The organism is Duganella hordei, assembly GCF_040369125.1.
GTDB lineage: Bacteria > Pseudomonadota > Gammaproteobacteria > Burkholderiales > Burkholderiaceae_D > Rugamonas > Rugamonas hordei.
Genome location: NZ_BPWI01000006.1, coordinates 361,610 through 386,308 on the forward strand (window position 1 = coordinate 361,610; position 24,699 = coordinate 386,308).

The window sequence follows — 24,699 nt, forward strand, 5'->3', positions numbered from 1 at the left end:
TGTAAACAAAGACTACTTTCCCGAAACGCCTGGTCGCCAGTGCGGGGTCGCTCCGGTAGGTTGCCGCGCCACGATGACAAAACAAGCCGCCCCCATTGCTGCTGCCGATGAGACGATCGCGGTCGTCGGCGTCGGCGCGTCCGCCGGCGGGCTCGATCCGATCTGCGAATTCCTCGCCAGCGTGCCGCCGGCCAGCGCTTGTGCCTATGTCGTCGTGCAGCACCTCGATCCGCTCCACAAAGGCATGCTGCCCGAGTTGCTGCAGCGTGTCACCCGCATGAAGGTATGCGAAGTCGAAGACGGCATGGCGGTCGAAGCCAATCACGTCTACGTGATCCCGCCCAACCGCGATCTGGGGTTCGACGGCGAGCGTTTCGCCGTGCTGCCGCCGGCGGGCGATCGCGGTCACCGCCTGCCGATCGATAACTTCTTCCTGGCGCTGGCGGCGCGCTGCGGCGAGAAGGCGGTCGGCATCGTTTTTTCCGGCATGGGCTCGGACGGCACGCTGGGCCTGGCCGCGATCCGCGATGCCGGCGGGCTGACGCTGGCCCAGCTGCCGTCGTCGGCGCGCTTCGATCCGATGCCTGCCAACGCCATCGCAGCCGGCGTGGTCGATGTCGTGGCCCTGCCGACAGACATGGCGCTGCATGTGGTTTCCTGGCGCGACACGCAGAACGCGGGCCTGCCGGCCCAGGCCACCGCGCAGCGCGACGCGCTGCAACAGCTGTTCCAGTTGTTGCTCCAGCAGACCGGCGCCAATTTTTCCGACTACAAGCTCAGTACCGTCTTGCGCCGCATCGACCGCCGCATGAAGCTGTGCCAGTGCGCCTCGCTGCCCGAATATGTCGGCTTCATGCACAACAACCCGATCGAGGTCGAGCTGCTGTTCAAGGAGCTGCTGATCGGCGTCACCAACTTCTTCCGCGATCCCAAGGTGTGGGACTACCTGATGGCGACGGCATTGCCTCAACTGCTGGCGGATCATCCGAACGGCGCCGCCTTCAAGGCCTGGGTGCCTGCCTGCTCGACCGGAGAGGAGGCGTATTCGCTGGCGATCGCCTTCAACGAGGTGTTGGAGCAGCTGCGCCCGGCGGCGCAGTACACGCTGCAGATCTTCGCCACGGATCTCGACGACGACGCCATCGAGCGGGCACGCCAGGGGGTGTTCGGCGCCGGCATCGAGGAGCACGTCGGCCCGGCGCTGCTGCAGCGCTACTTCATGCCGGCCGAGAAGGGCGGCTACCGCGTCCGCAAGGACGTGCGCAACACCATCATCTTCGCGCGCCAGAACATCATTTCCGACCCGCCGTTCACCAAGCTCGATATACTGTGCTGCCGCAACCTGCTGATCTATTTCACGGCCAAGCTGCAGGAACAGTTGATACCGCTGTTCCATTACGCCTTGAAGACCGGTGGGCTGCTGATGCTGGGCAGCGCCGATACTCCCGGCCATTTCAACGAGTTGTTCGCGCCGACCAGCGGCGCGGGCCGCATCTACCGGCGGCTCGACGCCTCGATTCATCGTGTCGCCAATTATTTTCCTACGCGCGTCAGCAGCGTGTCGATTCCTCCAGCCAGCGAACCCAGTGATCCTTCCATGAACGGTAATCTTCAAACCCAGGTCGAGCAGATGCTGCTCAAGAAGCATGCGCCGGCCGCCGTGCTGCTCAACGTGAATGGCGACATCCTGTACATCCACGGCCGCACCGGCGCCTATCTGGAGCCGGCCGCCGGCAAGGCCAACTGGAACATCCACGCGATGGCGCGCGACAGCCTGCGGCACGAGCTGGCCGACCTGCTGAAGCGGGCCTCGCAGTCCAGCGACATGATCGCGGTGCGCGGTCTGATCCAGCGCGACGAGAAGGGCAAGCCCTCGCAGGCGGTGGACCTGACCGCCGAGTCCATGACGGAAGGCGGCTCCCTGGCCGGCACCGTGCTGCTGACCCTTGCCACCGTGCCGCTGCCGCCGGCGAAGCGCCGTCCGCGCTCCAGCAATCCGCAGGTGCTGGAGCTGGAGCAGCAGCTGGCGCAGGCGCGGCTGGAGATCCAGGCGGTGCGCGACGAGATGCAGGCCTCGCGCGAAGAACTCAAGTCCGCCAACGAGGAACTGCAGTCGACCAACGAGGAGCTGCAGTCGACCAACGAGGAACTGACCACCTCCAAGGAGGAGATGCAGTCGCTGAACGAGGAGCTGTACACCGTCAACGCCGAGCTGCAATCGAAGGTCGACGACCTGTCGCTGGTCAACGGCGACATGAAGAATCTGCTCAACAGCACCGACGTCGCCACCATCTTCCTCGACAGCGCGCTGCGCATCCGCCGCTTCACCGACCAGAGCACCCAGATCTACAAGCTGATCCCCGGCGATGTAAACCGCCCGTTGAGCGACATCGTCAACGACCTGCAGTACCCGGACCTGGAGGCGGACGCGCGGGAGGTGCTGCGCACGCTGGTGTTCCGCGAGCGCCAGATCCCGACCCGCAACGGCGGCTGGTACACCGTGCGCATCATGCCCTACCGGACGGTGGAGAATGTCATCGACGGCGTGGTGGTCACCTTCATCAACATCACCGAATCGAAACAGCTGGAGGCGCAGCTGCGGTCGATGCAAAAGGGCGAGGACTAGCATGCCAAGGCGACCGCGTCCCGAACTCGATCCGGTCCAGCTGCGGCGCATCGCCGAGCTGACGGTATCGGCGCTGCCGACCGCCCAGCTGACGTCGGCGGACGCCGACAGCGATGAGCTGAGGCGCTGGCATGAACTGCAGGTCAGCCAGATCGAGCTGGACATGCAGAACACTGCGCTGCTCGAACTGCAGGCCGAGCGCGACCAGGCCGAAGCGGGACGCGACCGCTACGCCATGCTGTACGACCAGGCGCCGGCCGGCTACCTGTCGCTCGATGTCGAGGGCCGCGTGCTGCGTGCCAACCATGCGGCCAGCGAGCTGCTGGCTTGCCCGCGCGAGGAATTGCCGGGCAAGCGCTTCGAACAATTCGTCGCGCCGGAAGCGCAGGCGGCCTTGCGGCTGTTCCTGCGGCAGTTGTTCGAGCATGGCGCGCGCGCGGTGCTGGAGGTGCCGCTGTTCGACCGCCATGCCGGCGCTGTCACAGGCGCGCCGGCCGAGCCGCGCCAGGTCCACATCGAAGCCAACCTCGATGCCGAGGCCCGCAGGTGCCGGGTGATCCTGACCGACATGGGCACGGCCGACCGGCGCGAGGCGGCGCGGAGGCGCGCCTTCCAGGTGCTCGACAGCATAGGCGAGGGCGTGCTGGTGTGCGACGCCGACAACAACATCGTCTCCGTCAATCCCGCCTTCACCGCCCTGACCGGCTACCCGGTGGAGGAGGTGCTGGGCCGCAATCCACGCTTCCTCGGGCGCCCGGGCGCCCATGCGGCCGGCTACCATGCGGAGGCGATGCGCTGCCTTCGCGCCTACGGAAAATGGCAGGGCGAGGTGTACAACCAGCGGCGCGACGGCACGCCGTACGTGGCGCACATGTCGCTGACGGTGATACGCGACGAGCATGGCGGCATCAATGCGTTCATCGGCGTGTTCTCGGATATCACCGCGCGCCAGCAGGCGGAGGCGGCGCTGCTGCAATTGTCGCGCGAACTCGATGCGCGCGTGGTCGAGCGGACCGCCGCGCTGACCGAGGCCAACCTGCGCCTGACGCAGGAGGTGGCGGAGCGCAAGCGCGCCGAGGCCGACCTGCAGGAATCGCGCGAGCAGCTGCGCAAGCTGGCCGAGCATCTGGAAACGGTCAAGGAAGACGAGCGCACGCGCATCGCCCGCGACATCCATGACGAGCTGGGACAGAACCTGATGGCGCTGCGCATCGACGTCTCGATGCTCAGCGCGCGCACCGGCGAGCGCCATGTGCGGCTGCACAACCGCGTCGAAGCGGTGCTGGAGAACGTCGACACCACCATCCGCAACGTGCGCGGCATCATGAACGAGCTGCGGCCGGCGGTGCTGGACCTGGGCCTGCAGGCGGCCCTGGAATGGCAGGCCGGCGAGTTCCGCAAGCGCAGCGGCCTGGCGTGCACGCTGATGCTTCCCTCCGAGCCGGTGTTCGTCGCCATCAAGCCCGAGATGGAGATCGTGCTGTTCCGCGCGCTGCAGGAGGCGCTGAGCAATGTGCGCCGTCACGCCGGCGCCAGCCGGGTCGACATCGCGCTGGCGGAGCAGGGCGGCCGCCTGCGCCTCACCATCGCCGACAACGGTATCGGCCTCGCGCCCCAGCATCGCGGCAAGAGCGAGTCCTTCGGCCTGATCGGCATGGCGCAGCGGGTGGCCGCGCTGGGCGGGAGCCTGGACCTGGGCCTCTACGTGCCGGGCGGAGGTTGTACGCTGACAATAGACTTGGACCTCGCATAAGGCATATACTGCCGCCAGCATTTATCCTGGGGGCGCTCTTGTTAAAATATCTAGTACTGCCGATGGCGCTGATCAGCGCCGCAGCGGCACAGGCCGACGAAGGCCAGTGGCAGCCGTACCAGCTGCCGCAACTGAAATCCGAACTGAAACGCGTCGGCATCGCGATCCCGGCCGAAAAACTGGCGGACCTGTCCAAGCACCCGATGAGCGCCATCGTCGCGCTGCCCGGCTGCTCGGCCTCCTTCGTCTCGCCCGACGGGCTGGTGGTGTCCAACCACCACTGCGCCTACGGCGCGATCCAGCGCAACTCGACCCCCGAACATAACTACATCGTCGACGGTTACCTGGCCAGGACCCGCGCCGAAGAGCTGCCGGGCGGCCCGAACACGCTGGTCTACGTGACCGACAAGGTGGAAAACGTCACCGACCGCGTGCTCAAGGGCGTGACCGCCTCGATGAGCGGCAAGCAGCGCCACGACGCGGTGGAAAAAGCTGTCAAGGCGCTGATCGCCGAATGCGAGGCCGACAAGAGCTACCGCTGCTCGGTGCCGGCCTTCCATCGCGGCCTGGAGTACTACCGCATCCGCCAGATGATGATACGCGACGTGCGCCTGGTGTACGCGCCGGCCGACATGATCGGCAACTTCGGCGGCGACATCGACAACTACGAGTGGCCACGCCAGGGCGGCGACTATTCCTTCCTGCGCGCCTACGTGGGCAAGGACGGCCGTCCGGCCGACCCGTCGCCGGACAACGTGCCTTACCACTCGAAGGACTTCCTGGTGGTGTCGGCCGCCGGCTTGAAGAACGGCGATCCGGTGCTGCTGGCCGGCTATCCGGGGCGCACCAGCCGCTACAAGCTGCCATCGGAAATCCGCGCCGCGCGCGACAGCGCCTATCCGGCCAAGGTGGCCGAGATCCAGGCCGACCTGGACGTGATCGCCGCCGCGGTCAAGGGCAATGCCGCCGCCGCCGTGCGCTATGCCAGCGTCGACAAGAGCATGAACAACGTGATGAAGAAAACCCAGGGCCTGCTGGACGGCTTTGCGCGCAAGGACATCGCCGCCATCAAGGACGTGCAGGACGCCGAGTTCCGCGCGTGGTATGCGAAGCAGCCGGGCGTGTCGAAAACGCTGCTGGCGGAACTGGACGCGGCGATCGCCGCCGACATCGCGCTGGCCGACGAGGAATTCGGCTACAGCGTGGCCACCACCGGCGACCTGCTGAAAAGCGCCGCCACGCTGTACCGCCTGGCGCGCGAAAACGCCAAGCCGGACGCGGAACGGGAAAGCGGCTACCAGCAGCGCGACCTGACCTTTATCAAGGCCCGCCTGAACCGTCTGGAGCAGTCTTACGTGGGCAGCGTCGACCAGGCGCGCTTCGCGGCCGCGCTGCAGCGCTACGCCAGGCTGCCGAAGTCCATGCACGTAGCCGGCATGGACGCATTGCTGCCGGCGGTTGACGCGGTGCCGGCGATGTACGGCAAGACGGAACTGGGCGATACCGCCAGGCGCCTGGCGTGGGTGGGCAAGGATGCCGCCGCCATCGCCGCTTCGGACGACGCCTTCCTGCAGCTGGCCGTCAAGCTGGACGATGTGACCGAGTCGCTGAAGGAGCGCCGCAAGGAACTGGACGGCAATCTGGAGCGCGTGATCCCGCAATACATGCAGGCTGTGATCGCGTGGAAGAAGTCGCAGGGCAAACCGGTGTATCCTGATGCGAATTCGACGCTGCGCGTGACCTATGGCACCGTGTCGCCGTACTCGCCGAAGGACGGCATCACCAAGGGCCCGTTCACCACGGTCGAAGGCATCGTCGAGAAGCATACCGGCAAGGACCCGTTCAACGCGCCGCAAAAGCTGCTCGATGCGATCAAGGCCAAGCGCTATGGGCAGTTCAAGGATCCGGTGCTGGGTACCGTGCCGGTCGATTTCCTGACCAGCGCCGATACCACCGGCGGCAACTCCGGCTCGGCGGTGATGAACAGGAACGGCGAGTTGATCGGCCTGAATTTCGATTCGACCTACGAGTCCATCACCAAGGACTGGTACTTCGACCGCGATATCACCCGCGCCATACACATGGATATCCGTTATATGTTGTGGATCATGAGCGAAGTGGATCACGCTGATAACGTGCTCAAGGAGATGACCATCAAATACCCGGCGCAAAAAAAATAATGAACGAGCTATCGGTTCTATTAGGTTACGCGAATACGCCCTGGCACCTGGCGGGCTTCGTCACGACTCCGCTGGAACTGGTCTCCTTCATCCTGTCGGTGGCCACGGTGTGGCTGAACATCCGCCAGAGCCATTGGGGCTGGCTGTTCGCCATCATCTCGTCGGTCACCTACGGCCTGGTGTTTTTCGGCTCGCGCCTGTATGGCGACATGGGCCTGCAACTGGTGTTCATCACGGTGTCCTTCTATGGCTGGTACCAGTGGCTGCACGGCGACGACAGCCATGACCGGCTGCCCGTCACCGCGCTCAATGCGCGCGGCCGCTGGAGCGCCGCCGCCGGCTGGCTGGTGGGCTTCGCGCTGCTGGCGTGGTTCCTCAAGTCGTACACCGATACCGACGTGCCGAACGCCGATGGTTTCCTGACCGCCGGCAGCCTGGTCGGACAGCTGCTGCTGTCGCGTAAAAAGATCGAGAACTGGCATGTATGGATCATCGTCGACGTGCTGTACGTGGCGCTATACCTGCACAAGCACCTGATGCTGACAGCGGTGCTGTACGCGGTCTTCGTCGGCATGGCGGTGATCGGCCTGCGCGCCTGGAGCGAAGACGGCCAGGGTGCGGACGGCGGCGCCGGCCGGCGCATGGCGCTGGAATGAACGCGCCGCCGCTGCGCGTGGCGATACTCGGCCCCGAGTCGTCGGGCAAATCGACGCTGGCCGAGACGCTGGCCATGCGTCACCAGACGCTGTGGGTGCCCGAATACCTGCGCGAGTTTGTCGACACCGAGGGCAGGGTGCCGGTGGCCGCCGACCAGTTCCACATCGCCGCCACCCAGCGCGACCGCGAGGACGCGGCCGCAGCCAGTGGCGGAACCAACAAATATCTTTTCTGCGACACCGCGCCGCTGATGACGGCGGTCTACAGCCGCCACTATTTCGGCGGCATCGACGACCAGCTGGCGCCGCTGGCGGACCGCCATCCGCAGGATTACGCCATGACGCTGGTGGCCTCGCCGGATATTCCCTGGGTGGCCGACGGCCTGCAGCGCGACAGCGAGGAAGTCACCGCCATCATCTATCGCATGCTGCTGGACGAACTGGCCGCGCGTGGGATACCCTATCTGCTGGTGTCGGGTGAACTCGATCAACGCTTATCCTGGGTGGAAAAACATTTATGAAAAGGCGGCTGGCGGCGTTATTGATGCTGGCGTCCCCGCTGGCGCTGGCCGATACCGGCTACTACCTGGTTTCCACCTACGATGTGGAAGGCCAGGCGTCCATCGACTACAAATACTGGAACGCCCACTACAAGGGATTTACCACCGCAGCGCCGGAAATCGGTTTCGGCTACGGCGTGACGTCGCGCTGGTACACGGAGCTGTACGCGCAGTGGTTCCAGTTCAACGGCGGCGGTAAAAAATGGGCGGAAACCGCCTGGCAGAACGACTTCATGCTGACGCAAGGCCAGTACGATTTCGACCTGGCGCTGCACACCAAGGTCACCAAGGCACGCGACAGCGCCGACGGTTATGCGCTGGAAGCGGGGCCGGTGCTGCAGACGGAAATCGGCCGCACGCAATTCAACGCCAACCTGTTCTTCCAGCGCGACGTCCGGGTCGAGGGCGGCGGCGAGCATCCGCTGGAGCTGACTTACCAGCTGCAGGTCAAGCATCACTGGAAGCCGTGGTTCCAGCCCGGCGTGCAGGCCTTCGGCGAAGTGGGGAAATGGAATGACTGGCTGCCTTACCGGCAGCAGTCGCACCGCGCGGGACCGGCGGTGCTGGGCCATGTGGATATCGGCAAGCAGGAACTGAAGTATGAATTCGCCTACCTGATCGGCAGGAATTCGGCGCGCGCAGCGAAGAGCTTCTCGATGCGCGCGCAGCTCATTTTCTAGAAGTCCAGCTGCGCCGAGACGCGGAAGGTGCGCGATGCACCCGGCATCAGGTAGCCGCCCAGGTCCGGCGTGACGTCGCGCCAGTAGAACTTGTCCAGCGCATTGTCGATGCCGGCGCGGAAGGTGGTGGCCATGCCGGCCACGCGCGTCGCATACGAACCGCTCAGGTTCAGCACATGGTAGGCCGGCACGAACACCGTGTTGGCCGCGTCGAACGCCTTCTTGCCCGAGTACTGCCAGTTGGCGCCCAGCTTCAGGCCCGCCACTTGCGGTACGGCATAATCCGCGTACACGGACGACTTGAAGGCGGCGACGTCGGTCACCCGCTTGCCGTCCATGTCTGCGTTGCCGGTGTCGCGCTGCTGCGTGTTGAGCGCGGTGGCCGATACGCCCACCGTCAGGTCGCGCGTCACTCGTCCGTTCAACGCCGCCTCCAGGCCACGGTTCTGCGCCTGGCCGTTACGCACATAGAAGTTCTGCGCGTCGGTGTATTCCAGGCCTTTGCGGATCTGGAACAACGCCACGGTGGCGCTCAGGTCCTGGCGGATGTCGGCCTTGATGCCCAGCTCCACCTGCCTGGATTTGCCCGGATCGAGCGCGCGGCGTTCGTTGCCGGTGCCGATAGGCGCCACGCCGCCATGCTCCAGGCCTTGCGCATACGATGCGTAGACGGAGACGTTGGGACGCACGCTGTATACCAGCGCCACGTTCGGCAGCCAGAAGCCGACGTCGGTGTGCGCGTACGGCAGCACCACGCCGTTGTCGTCGGTGCCGACGTATTCGTCGCGCTTGACCTGCACGTAGCGCGCGCCCGCGTGCAGTTTGAGCTGCCCGGTCAGGCTCAGGATGTCTTGTGCGAACACGGCCCGTTCGTTGTCGCGGCGGCGTTCGGAAACCGGACCGCTGGTGCCGGGCGCCGGCGCGACCACCACAGGATGGTAGATATTGCTGGTGCCCGACAGGTCGTACAGGTAGTCGCCCCATTTTTCGCTGTTCTTGAACAGCGATGCGCCGCCGGTGAACTCATGCTTCAGCGAGCCGGTGGCGAAACGTCCCTGGACCAGCGCCTGCACCGTCAGCGGCGATTTTTTCTCGCCCAGGCTGATGTAGTTGTAGACGTCGTAGTCGCCGTTGCCGCAGAAGCCGGGATACAGGTCCTGGGCGCCGCAGCCGTAAGGGAAGGCGGTGTAGTCGTCGCGCTTGAAGGTGTGCTGGTTGGCGCTGAGCGTGGTGCTCCAGTCGGGCGTGAACTTGTATTCGAAGCGCGCGCCGACGTTGCTGCTGGTGGTCTCCACCGGACGGCTCCACGGCTGGTTGTTCAGCATGTTGTCCGCCTCGATATTGGGCAGGGTCAGGTTGTTCAGCAGCTGGAAGCCGGGAGCGGTGGTCTGCGATTTTTTCTGGTAGTCGGCATCGACCTGCAGCAGCGCCTGCGGCGAGATGCGCCAGTCGAAGGCGGCCGAGACGAACTTGCGGTTGCCGTCGGCGCCCTTGATGTAGGAGCGCAGGCGCTCGGCGGCGGCGTTGATGCGGTAGCCGAAGCGGGTGTCCTCGAAACGGCCGCCCAGGTCGACGGCGCCATAGACGGTGCCGCGCTCGCGCTCTTCCAGCACCACCGTGCGCAGCGGCGTATCGGTCGGGCGCTTGGTGACGTAGTTGACGATGCCGCCGGGCGCGGCCACGCCTGCCTGCAGGCCGGACAGGCCTTTGAGCACTTCCAGACGCTCCTTGTTTTCCAGCGGGATCTGGGTGTCGCCGGGGATGGCCATGCCGTCCTTGCGGTAGCTGGAGGCGTTGTCGAGCTTGAAGCCGCGGATCGAGAACTGTTCCGAGTAGCCGACCGCGTTGTAGGCGTCGCTGATGCTGGCGTCGTATCTGGCGGCGTCGGTGGTGGAGCGGATCTGCAGGTCCAGCATCTGCTCGGCGGTCAGCACGCTGACCGAGGCCGGCGTTTCCAGCAGCGGCGCGTTGGAGAAGCCGGCGACGGAGGCGCGCGTGGCCTGCGCCTTGGCGGCGGTGATCACCACTTCCGTCATGGGCTGGTCGGCGGCGGTTTCGGCGATGGCGGCGCCAGGAAAAGCCTGCAACACCGCGAGGGCGATGGTGGATACTGCGAATTTTGGGTTGTACATTGTCTGCTCTCTTCTTGTTCGGCTGGGGCCGCGGAAGAGAGCCATCAAAGGAGGGGAGAACCACTTTGCGCTTTCCTTCGCTGGCATTATCCAGATCAGGTACGAAGGGTATCTCTCACCCGGAAACAATGTCCCAGGACCCCTAGCGAAGCGGTAGTTTAGCACAAACCTGGCGCGACCCCGGCCGTAGCGATGGCGTGCGACGTATTCCGCGCCGCGCCGCTACACTTGCGATTTGCGCCCCAGGGCGCCAACGAAGCAGTCACAGCCAATAGCGGAGGCGCCATCATGTCAGTGCATTTTGGTGAATCGTTACTGCATCGTGCAAGTGAAAGGGTAGGAATGAGGCAGTCGTATCAAGAGGGAAGCTGGTTTGCGGTGCCGCTGCTGGATGGCGGGTATGGCTGGGGACTGGTGGCGCGTTTGTCGCCGGGAAGTAAGATTATGCTGGCGTATCTGTTCGGCCCCAAGCTGACGCGCCTGCCGACGCTGGAGGAGCTGGGCACCCTGCAGCCGCAGGACGCGGTGAAGATATTGCGGGTGGGCGACATGGCGCTGGCCAGCGGCCACTGGCGCGTGCTGGGCGACGCGCCCGACTGGGATCCCGCGCGCTGGCCGGTGCCGCAGTTCCTGCGCCGCGCCGACGCCCTCAAGCGCGCCTGGCGCGTGACATATTCGGATGCCGACCCGAGCCGGTCGGAACGCGAGGAGTCCGTACCCTACGATACACAAGGGCTGGAAACGGATTCGCTGTACGGCTACGGTTCGGCGGAGTTATTGCTGACCAAGCTGCTCGAGCCGGCCGACCATCCGATCAACCGCAGCGTCAACCGCAGCTGACGTTCCAGGCCGTGTATTCGCCGCGGCTCTTGCGCACGGCGACGCGGGCCACGGTGTCGCGGTCGCTGCTGAACACCAGGCCGAACATCACCGGCGCACCGGGCGTCGGCGCCGCCGGTTCCAGCGCGCTGAGGCGGAAGGTCAGCGCGCGCTGGCGGGCGCATTGCGAGTTGCCGGCAAACAGCAGGCGTGCGCGCAGCAGCAACTCGCGGTGCTGGCGCAGCAGCGCCACCACGTCCGCCGGCGGCAAGGTCTTATCCATCAGCACGGTGTAGCGGGCGGCGGTGCAGGCGGTGGCCGGTTTCGCCAGCCACACATACCATTCCGGCGGCTGGGCCGACTCGGTCCAGCGCCGTCCCTTGGGCGCGCCGGCGTCATAGATGAAACTGGAGCGTATCTGCCGGCACAGGTCGACGGCCGAGTGGCGCGGCGCCGAATCGACGCGGGCGATCACCTGCCACGGCTTGCCGCGCTGGCGTTCGATGTCGAAGGCGGGCGCGAACAGCGGCAGCACCGGCTGCGCGCCCTGGGCTTCGGCGGCGGTTTTTTCGCGGAAATAGTCGTCGAAGGAATCGCGCTCCTCGGCGGTGGGCTGGCGCTGTTCGATGCGCGGCTGCGCGGCTGCGCTTGTTGCTGCTGCTGAGCCTGCCTGCGCGACGACCAGCAGCGCTGCGGCCATCGATAAAGCTGCACGCATCATGCCGCCTTCATCACGATCTGGATCTGCAGGCCGCCGCCTTCGCGGTTGCGCACATGGAGCTCGGCGCCGTGGCGCAGCAGCACGCGGTCGACAATGGCCAGCCCGAGGCCGGCGCCGTTGGCCTGGCCGCGCGCCGTGTCCAGCCGCGTGAAGGGCTTGAGCAACTGCTCGATCTGGTCGTCCGGCACGCCGGCGCCGTGGTCTTGCACTTCGATGGTCACGCGCTTCGACGTGTGCATGCCTTTGACGCTGCACTTGATGTCGATTTCGGTGAACTCGGCGTCGGGCGTCCTGCCGTAGCGGCGGGCGTTTTCGATCAGGTTGTTGATGACGCGCTTGAGGTCGGTGGGATTGCCCATCACGTGGGCGTTGGCGGCGATGTCGGTGCGGATGTGCACGTCGGGCAGGCGCTCCGCTTCGCGCGCGGTGTCGCTCAGCAGTTCGCTGATGTCGACGTTGGTGAAGCTCGACGCCTCGGTCGGCTTGGCATAGTCGAGGAACTGGCCGATGATGGCGTCCATCTGGCCGATGTCGGACTGGATGCCCTCGCGCGCGTCGTTGGACAGGTTGGCCATCTCCACTTCCAGCTGCATGCGCGCCAGCGGCGTGCGCAGGTCGTGCGAAATGCCGGCCAGGATCACGGCGCGGTCCGACTCCACCTGCTGCAGCTGGTCGACCATCTGGTTGAAGCTGCGGTTGGCCTCCATGATTTCCAGCGGGCCTTTTTCCGGCAGCGGATCGGGGCGCTTGCCCTGGGCGAAGGCGCGCGTGGCCTGCGTCAGCCGGCGCAGCGGCAGGTTGATCAGGCTGGAGATGAAGGCCGCGCCCAGCAGCGACACCACCGACACCACGCTGGCCCAGCCCAGCCACTGGATGCCGGTCAGGCCGCGGATGCGTTCGCGCTCGAGCATCAGCCAGTAGGCGTCGTCGTCGATCTTGAAGCTGACCCAGAAACCGGACACGCCGTTGACCTGGGCCGAGAAGCGCGTATCCTCGCCCAGCTTGGCCTTGACCAGCTTCTGGATGTCGGGCATCAGCGCGTTATCGGGCGGCGGCTCGACCTTGTCGTCTTCCTCCAGCGGGAACACGCGGATGCCTTCGTTCGACACCAGGTCGAACAGCAACTCGCGCCGCAGTTCGGGCGCGGAGTGGGTCAGGGCGGCGTGGGTGATGGTGACCACCGAGATCACCTGCGAGGAGATCTGCTGCACCTGCGGCTCGTGCTGCACCACGCTGATCATGCCGACCCAGGCCGTCATGCTGGTGGTGGTCAGCGCCCCCAGCAGGAAGAAGGTACGCCAGAACAGGCCGCTTTTCAGGCTGGCCACGCGAAACGTGAAGGGGAACTTCGATGGAAACTTCATGTGCGCTTCCGCGCCTTAGCGCGGCTGCCCCTCCGGAATGAACACATAGCCCAGGCCCCAGACGGTCTGGATGTACAGCGGGCTCGACGGATCGGGCTCGATCAGCTTGCGCAGGCGCGAGATCTGCACGTCCAGGCTGCGGTCGAACACTTCGTATTCGCGGCCGCGCGCCAGTTCCATCAGCTTCTCGCGCGACAGCGGCTGGCGCGCGTGGCGGGCGAATACTTTCAGTACCGAAAACTCGCCCGTGGTCAGCGGCACGGTTTCGCCGTTCTTCTTCAGCGTGCGCGTGCCCAGGTCCAGCACGAACTGGCCGAACTCGAACGATTGCGGGGTTTCCGACGGCGCGCCGGGAATCTCGTCCGGACCGCGGCGGCGCAGCACGGCGCCGATGCGGGCCACCAGCTCGCGCGGGTTGAACGGCTTGGGCAGGTAGTCGTCGGCGCCCATTTCCAGGCCGACGATGCGGTCCACGTCCTCGCCCTTGGCGGTGAGCATGATGATCGGCGTCTGGTCGCCGGCGCCGCGCAGGCGGCGGCAGATCGACAGGCCGTCCTCGCCGGGCAGCATCAGGTCCAGTACCAGCAGGTCGTAGCGCTCGCGCAGCCACAGCTTGTTCATCGCCGTGGCGCTCTCGGCGGTGAAGACATTGAAGCCCTGTTCGGTCAGGTAGCGGCGCAGCAGGTCGCGCAGGCGGACGTCGTCGTCCACTACCATAATCTTGGCCTGGTGGCCATTTTGATTCACCGGGGTGTTGCCGGATTCTGTCGTTGTGCTAGTCATTTGCCTGCCAGATTTGTCATATTCATGTTGCTATGGTAACGTCATAATCGTCTTGCGAAAACGTCTGTGACCACCCATTACAAAGTGTTACAAACTTTACCCAATTCGTCTTACCCCCTCAGGTAAAGCATCATACACTCTGGGCATAGATTCAGCTTTTTAGGAACGCCATGGGCATCGATCACAAAAAAATACACGCGGCAGCAAGCGCATCTTTTTGCGTTCGATCCTCCATGGGCGCCGCGCTGTTGTGCTGCGGACTGCTGGGCGCCACGCTGGCCCAGGCCGATTCCGGTGAGGGGCCGCGCCGTGAAGAGCAGCGCAATGCCCCGGTCCGGGAGCATGTACAGCAGCAGGCACAACCTCGCCAGCAGGCCGAGCGCCAGGCCGACCCGCGCCAGCTCGATCCGCGCAGCTACGAGGCGCGCGCCGAAGAGCAGCGCCGCGCGATGCAGGAAGCCGGCCGCAATGCGGAGATGAGCCGCCGCGTCGGCCGCCTGACTCCCGACGAGCGCCGCGACCTGCGCCGCCAGATCAATGAAGTGGGCCAGGACATCTACGCCAACCCGCCGCGTCATTAATGTTATTGATTCAATATTGATCTGTAGCAATAAGTTCACACTCACCCCGTTCACGACACGAATTTCGCTTCCATTCGGCCACTCTGCGTGTAATATTAATTAATTACACGTAATTGCCTTTTGGCATTCCTGTTGTCCGGAGGATAAGAGTGGCTCACGATGCGGTACCTGCCGTCCCAGTACCTGGACAGGAGTCCCCGGCTCCGGGACGCGGCTTGCCCGTCGGTTTGCTGAGCCGGCCGGACGGCATCTACATCGACCTGACGCTGTCGCCGCTGACGCTGACGGCGGCCATCAACGAAGTCTTCCACTCGCACTATTATTTTGTCGGCCTGAACTATCCGGTGCTGATCAAGGCGCTGTATGGCGTCGGCCCCGACTTCGGCAACGCCAAGGTGGTGCGGCTGGCGGCCGAGATGCGCGCGATCGACGAGCAGCGCATCCCGCTGTACAAGAATCCCAAGATGGGACGGGGCTACGCCGAATACTATTTCGAGCCGCTTTTCCTGGACGAGATGGTGCTGCCCGACGGCACCGTGATACCGGAGCGCCAGACCCGGCTCGACGTCGACGAGTTTGTCGCCGAGATGTGGAACAAGGGCATCCTGTTCGGCATCGAGGTGGCGGCGGTGGCGGCGGCGATCGCCTCCACCAAGGCCGACCGCATCACCTTCGCCACCGACCTGGAACCGGCGGCCGGCCAGGACGCGACCGTGGTCGAGGTGTCGTCCGACCTGCACCGCAGCGACGCGCCCAAGGCCAAGGCCGACGGCCGCATCGACCTGCAGAGCTTCCAGAACCGCTTCCCGCAGATCAAGCCCAATGTGCGGCTGCTGAAAAAGCTGCCGCCGGTGCCGGGCCAGCCGGGCTTCGACCTGGCCGGCAAGGTCACCGCGCCGGAGCCGCCCAAGGACCTGACACTGCGCTTCTACGCCGGCGACGGCACCGAGGCCAAGATGCTGGAGGACGGCGAGTACCTGGTGTCGACCCGCGAGGGTTTCCTGAGCGTCGATCCGAAGTCCAGCCGCATCTCCATCACCGACAAGATCGTCAGCACGGAAGGCGTCAGCGGGCGCACCACCGGCAACCTGCAGCTGGCCGGCGCCTACGAGGAATACGGCGACGTACAGGAGCAGAAGGAAGTCACCGGCAGCGACATCACGGTGCACGGCAACGTCTACGGCCATATCAATTCGCGCGGCGGCACCGTGGTGCTGGACCAGAACCTGGTCAGCGGCAGCGTCAACAACGTGGCCGGCGACGTGACCGTGACCGGCGTCGCCTCCAATTCGGTGATCCACACCCGCAGCGGCAAGATCGTCATCGGCCGCGCCGAGAACTGCGTCATCTCCGGCACCAGCGTGACGGTGGGCGAGGCCTCCAACTGCGAGATCGTCGCCGACGAGATCCACATCGAGGTGGCCGAGGGCTGCGCGGTGGCCGGCCGCAATGTCGAAATCGAAAATGCCGGACCGCGCCGCCGCACCGAGATGGTGGTCTACGTGCTGGTACGCGACGTCAGCAAATTCGACGAGGAGATCGCCGAGCTGGATCAGCGGGTCGCCGCTTTTGTGCAGGCCAACCAGGGCTTCCAGGATGAGATCGACCGCATCGCCGCCGTGCCGGACGTGCGCCGCTACCTGGCGCTGGCGGCCAAGCTGCGCAACCAGGAACTGCAGCTGACGCCGGAACAGGGACTGCATCTGCGCAAGATCGCGGCGGCGGTTGCGGCCGAGCTGCAGGCCATCGCCAAGCTGCGCGAGGATCTGCAGGCCGGCCAGACGCAGCAAAAGTTGTTGACCGACCGCCTGGCCCGCGTGATCGAACAGAAGCAGGAGGCGTCCGGCCATGCGCGCTGCGGCCTGCACATGGTCAGCGGCGAGACCACCGTGCGCACCATGCCTTATCTGGCCGACAGCGCCTCGCTGGCGCTGCTGCCGCCCAAGGACATCAAGCAGCGCCTGCGCGGCACGCCCAACGGCGGCGAGGTGCTGTTCTGCGACAGCGACGGCTCGCTGGACTGGCACTTGAGCGCGCGTCCGCAATGAGGCGCGCACAAGTTTCATGGTTCATGCTAATCTAGAATTAACATTAAAAAAGTGAAGGCGCGCCTGCTTGTTCATGCAATGAGCGTGCAATGCGCCGACGTACATTATCCTGGGGACTACTGTGTCAGACGACGCTACGGCGCTGGAACAAATTGCTGATGGCGAGCTTCCGTCGGCCATCGTCAAGCGTGCGGACGGAGTGTATTTCGAGACCGGCGCTTCGGCGGTATCCTGCCTGTCGGCGGTGAGCCAGATTTTTCTCAGCAGCGCCTATTTCTCCAACCTGGACTACGCGGTCTTCACCAAGCTGCTGTACAACTGCGGACCCGACCTGCCGGAACACGTGGTCAACAAGCCGCTGATACGCTTCGCCAGCAGCATCGAGCCGTTCTATCCGCAGCGCCGGGGGCTGTACAAGTCCGTCAAGATCATCAACGGCGAGGCCGAATACTATTTCGAACCGGTGTTCTTCGAGGTGCCGGACATGCCGTCGCAGCCGGCCCGGCTCAACTTCGACGAATTCGTTTCCGACATGTGGGTCAAGGGCATACGCTTCGGCATCGACGCGCCGGTGGTGCGCGACGTTATCGTCACCGGCCGCGTGGCCCGCGTCATCGTGGCGCGGCGGCTGAACGCCACGCCGGGGCGCGACGCCACCATCGTCGAGGTGTCGCAGGACATCCATCGCAGCAACGCGCCGCGCGAGAAATCGGACGGCAAGCTCGATCTGCAGGCTTTCCAGAACCGCTTCCCGCAGGTCAGGCCCAACGTCAAGCTGTTGCGCAAGGTGCCGCGCACGGCCGGCGTGCGCGGCTTCGAGCTGTCGGGTATCGTGCTGGAACCGCCGGTCTCCAGGGACATCGAACTGAGTTCGGTGGCCGGCGAGGGAACGGTGATCGAGAACCTGCGCGACGGCGAGTTCCTGGTGTCGGCGGTGGAGGGCTTCCTCAGCGTGGATCCGGGCACCAAGCGCATTTCCATCGGCCCCAAGATCATCAGCCGCGAAGGCGTGAGCGCGCGCACCACCGGCAACCTGCTGCTGACTGGCGAGTACGAGGAGTTCGGCGACGTGCAGGAGCAGCGCTCCGTCGACGGCGGCAACATCACCATTCACGGCGACGTGTTCGGCATCATCAATTCACGCGGCGGCGATATCGTCCTGAGCCGCAACCTGATGGGCGGCACCTGCACCAACGTCGACGGCGGCATACGGGTGCAGGGCGTGGCCTCCGGCGCCGTGCTGCAGACGAAGCGGGGCGAGGTGACGCTGGCGCGCGCGGAAAGCTGCATCATCTCCGGCACACGGGTGGTCATAGGCGAAGCGAGCAACTGCGAGATCATGGCCGAGGAGGTGATCATCAAGGTGGCCGAGGGCTGCGCCATCGCCGCGCGCAAGATCGAGATCACCAGCGCGGGGCCGCGCAAGCAGCACGAGATGCTGCTCTATACGCTGGTGCCCGATACGTCCAAGTTCGACAAGAAGATCGCCGAGCTGCAGCCCAGGGTGCAGCAGGCGGAGCGCGAGGCCAATCTGCGCAAGGCGGAGATCGACGCGATCACAGGCCAGACCGAGGTGCGCAACTACCTGACGCTGGCCACGCGCGTGCGCAAGCGCGAGGTCACGCTGACGCCGGAGCAGGAGCCTCTGTTCCAGAAGATGGCGGCGGCCGTGGGGCCTTCGCTGAAGGCGGTGGCGAAGATTTCGCTGGCGATGAAGGCGGCGCAGGTACAGCAGGAGCAGGCGCAGGAAGAGGTCAACCAGGTGCAGCGGCAGAAGACGTCCGTGATGCGCGGTTCGCGCTGCGTGGTGCATATGCTGACCGGCGACGTGCTGCTGCGGACCATGGCCTTCGTGCCGGAAGGCCCGGCGGCGCACGACCGGCCCGCCAAGGAGGTCAAGGCCAAGGTGCGCACCACGGCGGCGGGCATGACGACGATCTTCTCCGGCAGCACCGGTCCGATCGAGTGGGCGCCGGAGACTGACTAAGGGGTGGCCTGCCGCAGCGCCGAGACCAGCTCGCGCGCATGGCGTGGCAGCGCGGCCAGGTCGCGCACGCAGACCAGCAGTTTGCGCTTTGCCCAATCATCGCTTACTTTCAACACCAGCAGCTTGTCGGCGGCGGCGTTCCTGCGCGCGGCCGTCTCCGGCATCAATGCCAGGCCAACGCCGCTGGCCGCCATGCGGCATACCGCCTCGAAGCTGCGCAGCCTGATTTTGCAATGCATGCGCAATCCCAGCCGGGAGGCCTGTTCCGCCGCGTAGCGCTGGAAGGCGCTGTCGCCGGCTAGGCCGATGAAGTCGTGCGCCAGCGCGTCGGCGTAGTTGATGCTGCGCCGGTTCCTGTTCTGCTTTGCCAGCGGATGGCTGCGCGCCATCACCAGCGCCAGCGCATCGTCGCGGAAAGCGAAGGTTTGCAGCGCCGAGGCGTCGACCGCGTCGCTGACGATGCCGATGTCGGCTTCGCCATCGGTGACGGCCTGCACGATGTCGCGGCTGAGGCGTTCTTCCAGGTCGATGCCGAGTTGCGGATGCGCGGCGAGGAAGGCGGCCAGCGCGTCCGGCAGGAATTCGGTCATCGCCGAGGTGTTGCACAGGAGCCGGATGCGGCCCTTCAGGCCCGACGCGAATTCCGCCAGGTCGGCCTGCATGCCGTCCACCTGGCGGGCGATGGCGCGGGCGTGGTGCAGCAGCGCGCGGCCGGCTTCGGTCGGTTCGGCGCCGCGCCGTCCACGCCGCAGCAGCGGCACTGCCAGCGCTTCCTCCATGCCGCGTATGCGGGCGCTGGCCGAGGGCAGCGCCAGATGCGCCAGCCGGGCGCCGGCGGTGATGCTGCCGCTTTCAGCGATATGGACGAACAGCTTCAGGTCGGTCAGGTCGAAGCGCATGATGTCAGCCTATGGTTTTACCTAAGTCTGACTGAGTATATTCCAGATTTTCAGGCGCCGCGCGCAAGGGCAGAATGGTGCGCATGGATACTTCGCTTATATTTGTCGCACTGGTGTTTGTGTTGGCCGGCATGGTCAAAGGCGTGACCGGCATGGGCTTGCCGACGGTCGCCGTGGCCTTGCTGACGCTGAAGATGTCGCCGCTGGAGGCCGCCGGCCTGCTGATTGTGCCTTCGTCGATTACAAATGTCTGGCAGCTGGCTGCGGGGCCGGCGCTATATCCGTTGTGGCTGCGCATGCGGACCCTGCTGCTGGCGGTGTGCGCGGGCACCGCCGCCGCGGCATGGATCGCCACAGCGGTCCCGGCTGCGGAGGCATGGAGCGGGGCGGTGCTGGGGCTGGCGCTGGTGGGCTACGGCGTGCTGGGTTTGACCGGCTGGCGCTGGCATGTGGCGCCGCGCGCGGAAGCGTGGGCCGGGCCGCTAGCGGGCGCGGCGACGGGTGTGATGGCCGGCGTCACCGGGGTGTTCGTCATGCCGGCGGCGCCGTATCTGCAGGCGCTGGCGCTGGAAAAGGATGAGCTGGTGCAGGCGATGGGATTGGCCTTCACCGTCTCGACGCTGGCACTGGCCGTCATGCTGGCTTGCCGCGGCGAGTGGCACGCGTCGGTGGCGGGCAGTTCCCTCCTGGCGCTGCTGCCGGCGGGCGGCGGCATGCTGCTGGGGCAGTGGTTGCGCGAGCGCATGCCTCCCGCCTTGTTCCGCCGCTGTTTCTTCGTCAGCCTGCTGGCGCTGGGCGCCCATCAGTGCCTGCGGACTTTTACAAACTGACTTTGCCGCGCAGCTGTTTGCGCTCGCCGTCCTTGGTCTTGCCGTCGAGCCGCTTGCGCTGCGAGCTGCGGGTCGGCCTGGTGGCGCGGCGCACGGTTGGCAGCACGGCCACGCTGTCGACCAGCTCCTGCAGGCGGCGCAGCGCATCTTCCTTGTTGGCTTCCTGGCTGCGCGACTGCTGCGCCTTCAGCACCACCACGCCATCCTTGGTGATACGGCTGTCGCGCAAGGCCAGCAGGCGTTCCTTGATATGCTCGGGCAGCGAAGACGCCGCGATATCGAAGCGCACGTGCACCGCGTTCGACACCTTGTTGACGTTCTGACCGCCGGGACCCTGTGCGCGGATCGCGGTGAACTCCACTTCATTCACGTCGATCACGGCTGGAACCTCACCGGCTGCGCCAGCGCCCACGATTCGCCCTCGGTCTCGTGGCGATGGCGCGCCACCATGCCGCGCGCGGCGAACAGCGGATGCCGCAAGGCTTCTTCCGTGCGCAGCACCGGCGACACGCAGCAATCGGCCGGCGCGAACGCCTCGGTCCACTGCGCCAGCGTGCGGGTGGCGAAGATCGCCGACAATTCATCCTTGAGCGCCATCGCATCCTCGCCGCCGACCTGCTGGCCCAGTTGCCAGTGGCGCGTTTTCAAATCCGGCCGGCCCAGCACATCGCAGCAACCCTGCCAGAATTTCAGCTCCAGCGCGCCAACGGCCATGTAGCGGCCGTCGGCGGTGCGGTAGACGTTGTAGCAGGGGACGCCGCCGCTCAGCAGGTCGCTTCCGGGTTGCGCCGCGGCGCCATTGTTCACCGCCACCAGCGGCATCAGGTTGTGCGCCAGCACCGCGTCGGTCATCGAGACATCGACGAAGCGTCCGGCGCCGCCCATCTTCACCGCCACCAGCGCCGCCAGGATGCCCTGCAGCGCCGACTGCGCGCCGCCCAGCAGATCGCCCACCTGCAGGTTCGGCAGCACCGGCACGCCGTCCGCGCCGGCGTTCTGGTCCAGCATGCCGGCATAGCCGATGTAGTTGATGTCGTGTCCCGCCAGCTGGGCAAAGGGGCCGTCCTGGCCGTAGCCGGAAATCGCGCACATCACCAGCTTCGGGTTGCGCTGTTTGAGTGTCCGCCAGCCCAGGCCCAGCTTGTCCATCACGCCGGGGCGGAAGCTCTCGACCAGCACGTCGGCGGTTTCCACCATCGCCAGCAGCTGCTCGCGATCGGCCCCGTCCTTCAGGTCCAGCCGCATCATCCGCTTGCCGCGATTGACGGCGACGAAGAACTGCGACACCTCGTTGCGCACCGGCCCCATGACGCGCGCGTAGTCGCCGGCGCCGGGATCTTCGATCTTGATCACCTCCGCGCCCATGTCCGCAAGGTGCATGGTGGCGACGGGACCGGGCAGCAGCCGTGTCAGATCAAGCACGCGTATGCCGCTGAGGGGGAGTTGAGGGTTCATGTGCTGATTGTAGCAAACCTGCAACCGCGCTCCCGGTGATTGTTGATAAGGGTCAACGCTGGGCAAAGGGGGCGAAGGTAGGATGGCACATGCCTGTTACCGCACGTCCTGGACGAAAGGATCATCATGCCGTCATCGAAAAACCAATGCGCCAGCGCGGATTTCGCCACCAACGCCGTCAGCAGCACCGGCCTGTGCGCGCCAGGCCAGTATCTGGTGTTCCGGCTCGGCGGTCTCGATTATGCGCTGGACTTCGGCAAGGTGCAGGAGCTGCGGCCGTTGAAGGCATTGGAGCGCTTCTCGTCGGAAGGCGAGATCGTCGAAGGGGTGGTGGTGTCGCGCGGCGTCATCATGCCGATCGTCGACATGCGTATCGCCTTCGGACCGAGGCCGCCGCAGCACGATCCGCTGACGGACGTGATCATCCTCAAGCTGACCAGTTGCGTGATGGGGATGGTGGTGGATGGCGTGACCGACATCGTCTCGCTGTCGCTGGGGCAGATCCAGCCGATACCCGGCGCCGGCGCGGTGGATTACCTGCTCGGCATCGGGGAGGTGGACGGACGCCGTTTGATCGTGGTCGACATCGATAAGCTGATGTCGATCCGAAAGGTGCAATTCGGCGCCCGTCAGGCAGCTTAAGCCAGTGCTTCCAGCTGTTCCTGCAATTCCAGCCATTCCGCTTCCAGCTGGCCCAGGTCCTTGGTGAAGAAGGACTGGTCGGCCAGCAGCTGCTTCAGCTTGGCCTTGTTGGCCGCTTCGTAGATGGAAGACTCGCCCAGTTGGGCATCCACGTCGGCTTTCTGCGCGCTGCGCTTGGCGATCTGATCGTCCAGGCGCTTGATCTTCTGCTCCAGCGGCTTGCGCAGCGTGGCCAGGCGCTGGCGGTCTTCCGCCTGCTGGCGCTTCTGGTCCTTGCTGACCGCGACCGGCGCCGCGACGGTCGGCGGCGCGACCGGCGAAGTCACCGGGAAATCGGTCTTGTTGGCCTTGCCCGCAGCCGGCAGCACGTCGGTGCCTTTCCCCAGCTTGGTCTTGAACAGCCAATCCTTGTAGTCATCCAGATCGCCGTCGAACGGCTGCAGCTTGCCGTCGGCGACGATGATGAACTCGTCGGTGGTGGCGCGCAGCAAGTGGCGATCGTGGGACACGACGACCAGCGTGCCCTCGAACTGCGCCAGCGCCTCGGTCAGCGCCTCGCGGGTTTCCAGGTCCAGGTGATTGGTCGGTTCATCGAGCAGCAGCAGGTTGGGGCGCTGCCAAACGATCAACGCCAGCGCCAGACGGGCCTTCTCGCCGCCGGAGAACGGCGCGATCGAGCTGGTGACCATGGTGCCGGGGAAGTTGAAGCCGCCGAGGAAGTTGCGCAGCTCCTGCTCGCGCACGGTCGGGGCGATCTTCGCCAGGTGCCACAGCGGCGATTCGTCGTGACGCAGCATCTCCACCTGGTGCTGGGCGAAGTAGCCGATGTTCAGGCCCTTGCCCATGGTGGCGTCGCCGGTCAGCGGCGACAGTTCGCCGGCGATGGTCTTGATCAGCGTCGATTTGCCGGCGCCGTTCACGCCCAGCAGGCCGATACGCTGGCCGATCTGCAGCGAGAACTTGATTTTGTTGACGATGGTCTTGTGGGTGATTTCGCCGGTCGCGTCGTCTTCGATCTTGTAGCCGGCGTCGACGTTCTCCATCACCAGCAGCGGATTAGGAGCGCTGAGCGGCTCGCGGAATTCAAACGAGAATTCGGCAGCGGCGCGCAGCGGCGCCAGCTCTTCCATCTTGGCCAGCGCCTTCATGCGGCTCTGCGCCTGGCGGGCCTTGGAGGCCTGCGCCTTGAAGCGGTTGACGAACGATTCCAGGTGGGCGCGCTTGCGCTGCTGCTTTTCCAGCGCGCCGGCGGCCAGGATCATCTGCGCCGCGCGTTGACGTTCGAAGGACGAGTAGTTGCCCGAGTAGCGTTTCAGCTTGCGCTCGTCGATGTGCACCACCACGTTCACCACTTCATCGAGGAAGTCGCGATCGTGGGAAATGATCAGCAGCGTGCCGGCATAGCGTTTCAGCCAGTCTTCCAGCCAGATGATCGCGTCCAGGTCCAGGTGGTTGGTCGGTTCATCGAGCAGCAGCAGGTCGGAAGGGCACATCAGCGCCTGCGCCAGGTTCAGGCGCATGCGCCAGCCGCCGGAGAAGCTGGCGACGGGTTGCTGCATCTGGTCGATCGAGAAGCCAAGGCCCAGCAGCAGCTGTTCGCCGCGCGACTGCACGGTGTAGGCGTCGGCGTCGGCCAGCGCGCTGTAGATCTCGCCGATGGCGATGCCGTTCTCGGACGATTCGGGCTCCGCTTCCAGGCGCGCCAGTTCCGCTTCCAGCTTGCGCAGCGTGACGTCGCCGTCGATGGCGTAGTCGAGCGCCGCGCGGTCGAGCGGCGGGGTTTCCTGCGCTACGTAAGCGACGCGCCACTTGGCCGGGAAATCGATCTCGCCCTGGTCCGGGTGCAGCTCGCCGCGCATCATCGCGAACAGGCTGGATTTGCCGGCGCCGTTGGCGCCGATCAGGCCGATCTTGTCGCCGGGGTTGAGAGTGACATCGACCTGTTCCAGCAGCGGCTTAATACCGCGCATCAGGCTTACTTGA

At 65.6% G+C, this 24,699-nt stretch carries 20 protein-coding genes and 1 riboswitch; of the genes, 12 read left to right on the forward strand and 8 right to left on the reverse strand.

The annotated features are described in order from the left end of the window. The first annotated feature begins 73 nt into the window (after positions 1-73). From ABWW33_RS16985 to ABWW33_RS17010, 6 genes are read left to right on the forward strand one after another with little or no spacing between them, the layout of a single operon-like run. Positions 74-2,626 (forward strand): chemotaxis protein CheB, encoded by a 2,553-nt coding sequence (locus tag ABWW33_RS16985; RefSeq protein ID WP_353402947.1) that lies wholly within the window; start codon positions 74-76, stop codon positions 2,624-2,626. A gap of 1 nt (position 2,627) precedes the next feature. Then, complete coding sequence (locus ABWW33_RS16990; RefSeq protein ID WP_353402948.1) at positions 2,628-4,379, forward strand: sensor histidine kinase; 1,752 nt, start codon at positions 2,628-2,630, stop codon at positions 4,377-4,379. A 38-nt stretch (positions 4,380-4,417) separates the two neighbouring features. After that, positions 4,418-6,559: a S46 family peptidase gene (locus ABWW33_RS16995; RefSeq protein WP_353402949.1), complete on the forward strand. Its 2,142-nt coding sequence runs from the start codon at positions 4,418-4,420 to the stop codon at positions 6,557-6,559. Further along, positions 6,559-7,215 carry a nicotinamide riboside transporter PnuC gene (pnuC, locus tag ABWW33_RS17000; protein WP_176651750.1) on the forward strand — a complete coding sequence of 219 codons (657 nt, stop codon included), beginning with the start codon at positions 6,559-6,561 and terminating at the stop codon, positions 7,213-7,215. Before ABWW33_RS16995 ends, pnuC begins: the two co-directional genes overlap by 1 nt. Next, on the forward strand, positions 7,212-7,736 hold the full coding sequence (locus ABWW33_RS17005) for an AAA family ATPase (protein WP_353402950.1): 525 nt from the start codon (positions 7,212-7,214) through the stop codon (positions 7,734-7,736). The genes pnuC and ABWW33_RS17005 overlap by 4 nt, the downstream gene beginning before the upstream one ends. Then, a complete protein-coding gene (locus ABWW33_RS17010; RefSeq protein ID WP_353402951.1) occupies positions 7,733-8,455 on the forward strand; it encodes a hypothetical protein in 723 nt (240 codons plus the stop codon). Before ABWW33_RS17005 ends, ABWW33_RS17010 begins: the two co-directional genes overlap by 4 nt. Here the strand turns inward: ABWW33_RS17010 and ABWW33_RS17015 are convergent. Beyond that, positions 8,452-10,587 carry a TonB-dependent siderophore receptor gene (locus ABWW33_RS17015; protein WP_353402952.1) on the reverse strand — a complete coding sequence of 712 codons (2,136 nt, stop codon included), beginning with the start codon at positions 10,585-10,587 and terminating at the stop codon, positions 8,452-8,454. The two genes, ABWW33_RS17010 and ABWW33_RS17015, sit on opposite strands and share 4 nt — an antisense overlap. Positions 10,588-10,642: 55 nt before the next feature. Beyond that, positions 10,643-10,741, reverse strand: a riboswitch (TPP riboswitch). Positions 10,742-10,929: 188 nt separating this feature from the next. Between ABWW33_RS17015 and ABWW33_RS17020 the strand changes: the two genes are divergently transcribed. Further along, on the forward strand, positions 10,930-11,427 hold the full coding sequence (locus ABWW33_RS17020; protein ID WP_176651746.1) for an Imm26 family immunity protein: 498 nt from the start codon (positions 10,930-10,932) through the stop codon (positions 11,425-11,427). On the opposite strand, the gene ABWW33_RS17025 is transcribed toward ABWW33_RS17020, so the two are convergent. The 3 genes from ABWW33_RS17025 to ompR are packed head-to-tail and all read right to left on the reverse strand — an operon-like array spanning position 11,414 to position 14,208. After that, positions 11,414-12,127 (reverse strand): hypothetical protein, encoded by a 714-nt coding sequence (locus ABWW33_RS17025; RefSeq protein WP_353402953.1) that lies wholly within the window; start codon positions 12,125-12,127, stop codon positions 11,414-11,416. The two genes, ABWW33_RS17020 and ABWW33_RS17025, sit on opposite strands and share 14 nt — an antisense overlap. Then, complete coding sequence (locus tag ABWW33_RS17030; protein WP_176651745.1) at positions 12,124-13,491, reverse strand: ATP-binding protein; 1,368 nt, start codon at positions 13,489-13,491, stop codon at positions 12,124-12,126. Before ABWW33_RS17030 ends, ABWW33_RS17025 begins: the two co-directional genes overlap by 4 nt. A gap of 15 nt (positions 13,492-13,506) precedes the next feature. Beyond that, positions 13,507-14,208 (reverse strand): osmolarity response regulator transcription factor OmpR, encoded by a 702-nt coding sequence (gene ompR, locus ABWW33_RS17035; RefSeq protein ID WP_353402978.1) that lies wholly within the window; start codon positions 14,206-14,208, stop codon positions 13,507-13,509. 299 nt (positions 14,209-14,507) lie between these two features. Between ompR and ABWW33_RS17040 the strand changes: the two genes are divergently transcribed. From ABWW33_RS17040 to ABWW33_RS17050, 3 genes are all read left to right on the forward strand, one after another. Then, positions 14,508-14,855 carry a hypothetical protein gene (locus tag ABWW33_RS17040; protein ID WP_353402954.1) on the forward strand — a complete coding sequence of 116 codons (348 nt, stop codon included), beginning with the start codon at positions 14,508-14,510 and terminating at the stop codon, positions 14,853-14,855. Between the two features lie 215 nt (positions 14,856-15,070). Further along, positions 15,071-16,903, forward strand: coding sequence for a flagellar assembly protein A (locus tag ABWW33_RS17045; protein WP_353402955.1), 1,833 nt, complete (start codon positions 15,071-15,073; stop codon positions 16,901-16,903). 121 nt (positions 16,904-17,024) lie between these two features. Beyond that, positions 17,025-18,890: a flagellar assembly protein A gene (locus ABWW33_RS17050; protein ID WP_353402956.1), complete on the forward strand. Its 1,866-nt coding sequence runs from the start codon at positions 17,025-17,027 to the stop codon at positions 18,888-18,890. On the opposite strand, the gene ABWW33_RS17055 is transcribed toward ABWW33_RS17050, so the two are convergent. Then, positions 18,887-19,789 (reverse strand): LysR family transcriptional regulator, encoded by a 903-nt coding sequence (locus ABWW33_RS17055; RefSeq protein ID WP_176651742.1) that lies wholly within the window; start codon positions 19,787-19,789, stop codon positions 18,887-18,889. The two genes, ABWW33_RS17050 and ABWW33_RS17055, sit on opposite strands and share 4 nt — an antisense overlap. A gap of 83 nt (positions 19,790-19,872) precedes the next feature. Between ABWW33_RS17055 and ABWW33_RS17060 the strand changes: the two genes are divergently transcribed. After that, complete coding sequence (locus ABWW33_RS17060) at positions 19,873-20,619, forward strand: sulfite exporter TauE/SafE family protein (RefSeq protein WP_444551001.1); 747 nt, start codon at positions 19,873-19,875, stop codon at positions 20,617-20,619. Here ABWW33_RS17060 and arfB read toward each other — a convergent pair. Then, positions 20,609-20,998 (reverse strand): alternative ribosome rescue aminoacyl-tRNA hydrolase ArfB, encoded by a 390-nt coding sequence (arfB, locus tag ABWW33_RS17065; protein ID WP_176651740.1) that lies wholly within the window; start codon positions 20,996-20,998, stop codon positions 20,609-20,611. The two genes, ABWW33_RS17060 and arfB, sit on opposite strands and share 11 nt — an antisense overlap. Continuing rightward, positions 20,995-22,074, reverse strand: coding sequence for a CaiB/BaiF CoA transferase family protein (locus tag ABWW33_RS17070; protein WP_353402958.1), 1,080 nt, complete (start codon positions 22,072-22,074; stop codon positions 20,995-20,997). The genes arfB and ABWW33_RS17070 overlap by 4 nt, the downstream gene beginning before the upstream one ends. A gap of 126 nt (positions 22,075-22,200) precedes the next feature. Between ABWW33_RS17070 and ABWW33_RS17075 the strand changes: the two genes are divergently transcribed. Continuing rightward, positions 22,201-22,716: a chemotaxis protein CheW gene (locus ABWW33_RS17075; RefSeq protein ID WP_353402959.1), complete on the forward strand. Its 516-nt coding sequence runs from the start codon at positions 22,201-22,203 to the stop codon at positions 22,714-22,716. Here ABWW33_RS17075 and ABWW33_RS17080 read toward each other — a convergent pair. After that, positions 22,713-24,686 (reverse strand): ATP-binding cassette domain-containing protein, encoded by a 1,974-nt coding sequence (locus tag ABWW33_RS17080; protein ID WP_353402960.1) that lies wholly within the window; start codon positions 24,684-24,686, stop codon positions 22,713-22,715. The genes ABWW33_RS17075 and ABWW33_RS17080 overlap by 4 nt on opposite strands. Positions 24,687-24,699: the final 13 nt, after the last annotated feature.

What these genes read in the sequence shown, in the direction of transcription:
- ABWW33_RS17005 (WP_353402950.1), top strand. Translation starts at nt 7,212, where the DNA reads ATGAACGCGCCGCCGCTGCGCGTGGCGATACTCGGCCCCGAGTCGTCG.
- ABWW33_RS17060 (WP_444551001.1), top strand. Translation starts at nt 19,873, where the DNA reads ATGGATACTTCGCTTATATTTGTCGCACTGGTGTTTGTGTTGGCCGGC.
- ABWW33_RS17010 (WP_353402951.1), top strand. Translation starts at nt 7,733, where the DNA reads ATGAAAAGGCGGCTGGCGGCGTTATTGATGCTGGCGTCCCCGCTGGCG.
- ABWW33_RS17015 (WP_353402952.1), bottom strand. Translation starts at nt 10,587, where the DNA reads ATGTACAACCCAAAATTCGCAGTATCCACCATCGCCCTCGCGGTGTTG.
- ABWW33_RS17055 (WP_176651742.1), bottom strand. Translation starts at nt 19,789, where the DNA reads ATGCGCTTCGACCTGACCGACCTGAAGCTGTTCGTCCATATCGCTGAA.
- pnuC (WP_176651750.1), top strand. Translation starts at nt 6,559, where the DNA reads ATGAACGAGCTATCGGTTCTATTAGGTTACGCGAATACGCCCTGGCAC.
- ABWW33_RS17030 (WP_176651745.1), bottom strand. Translation starts at nt 13,491, where the DNA reads ATGAAGTTTCCATCGAAGTTCCCCTTCACGTTTCGCGTGGCCAGCCTG.
- ABWW33_RS17040 (WP_353402954.1), top strand. Translation starts at nt 14,508, where the DNA reads ATGGGCGCCGCGCTGTTGTGCTGCGGACTGCTGGGCGCCACGCTGGCC.
- ABWW33_RS17080 (WP_353402960.1), bottom strand. Translation starts at nt 24,686, where the DNA reads ATGCGCGGTATTAAGCCGCTGCTGGAACAGGTCGATGTCACTCTCAAC.
- ABWW33_RS16985 (WP_353402947.1), top strand. Translation starts at nt 74, where the DNA reads ATGACAAAACAAGCCGCCCCCATTGCTGCTGCCGATGAGACGATCGCG.
- ompR (WP_353402978.1), bottom strand. Translation starts at nt 14,208, where the DNA reads ATGGTAGTGGACGACGACGTCCGCCTGCGCGACCTGCTGCGCCGCTAC.
- ABWW33_RS16990 (WP_353402948.1), top strand. Translation starts at nt 2,628, where the DNA reads ATGCCAAGGCGACCGCGTCCCGAACTCGATCCGGTCCAGCTGCGGCGC.
- ABWW33_RS17020 (WP_176651746.1), top strand. Translation starts at nt 10,930, where the DNA reads ATGAGGCAGTCGTATCAAGAGGGAAGCTGGTTTGCGGTGCCGCTGCTG.
- ABWW33_RS17075 (WP_353402959.1), top strand. Translation starts at nt 22,201, where the DNA reads ATGCCGTCATCGAAAAACCAATGCGCCAGCGCGGATTTCGCCACCAAC.
- ABWW33_RS17070 (WP_353402958.1), bottom strand. Translation starts at nt 22,074, where the DNA reads ATGAACCCTCAACTCCCCCTCAGCGGCATACGCGTGCTTGATCTGACA.
- ABWW33_RS17025 (WP_353402953.1), bottom strand. Translation starts at nt 12,127, where the DNA reads ATGATGCGTGCAGCTTTATCGATGGCCGCAGCGCTGCTGGTCGTCGCG.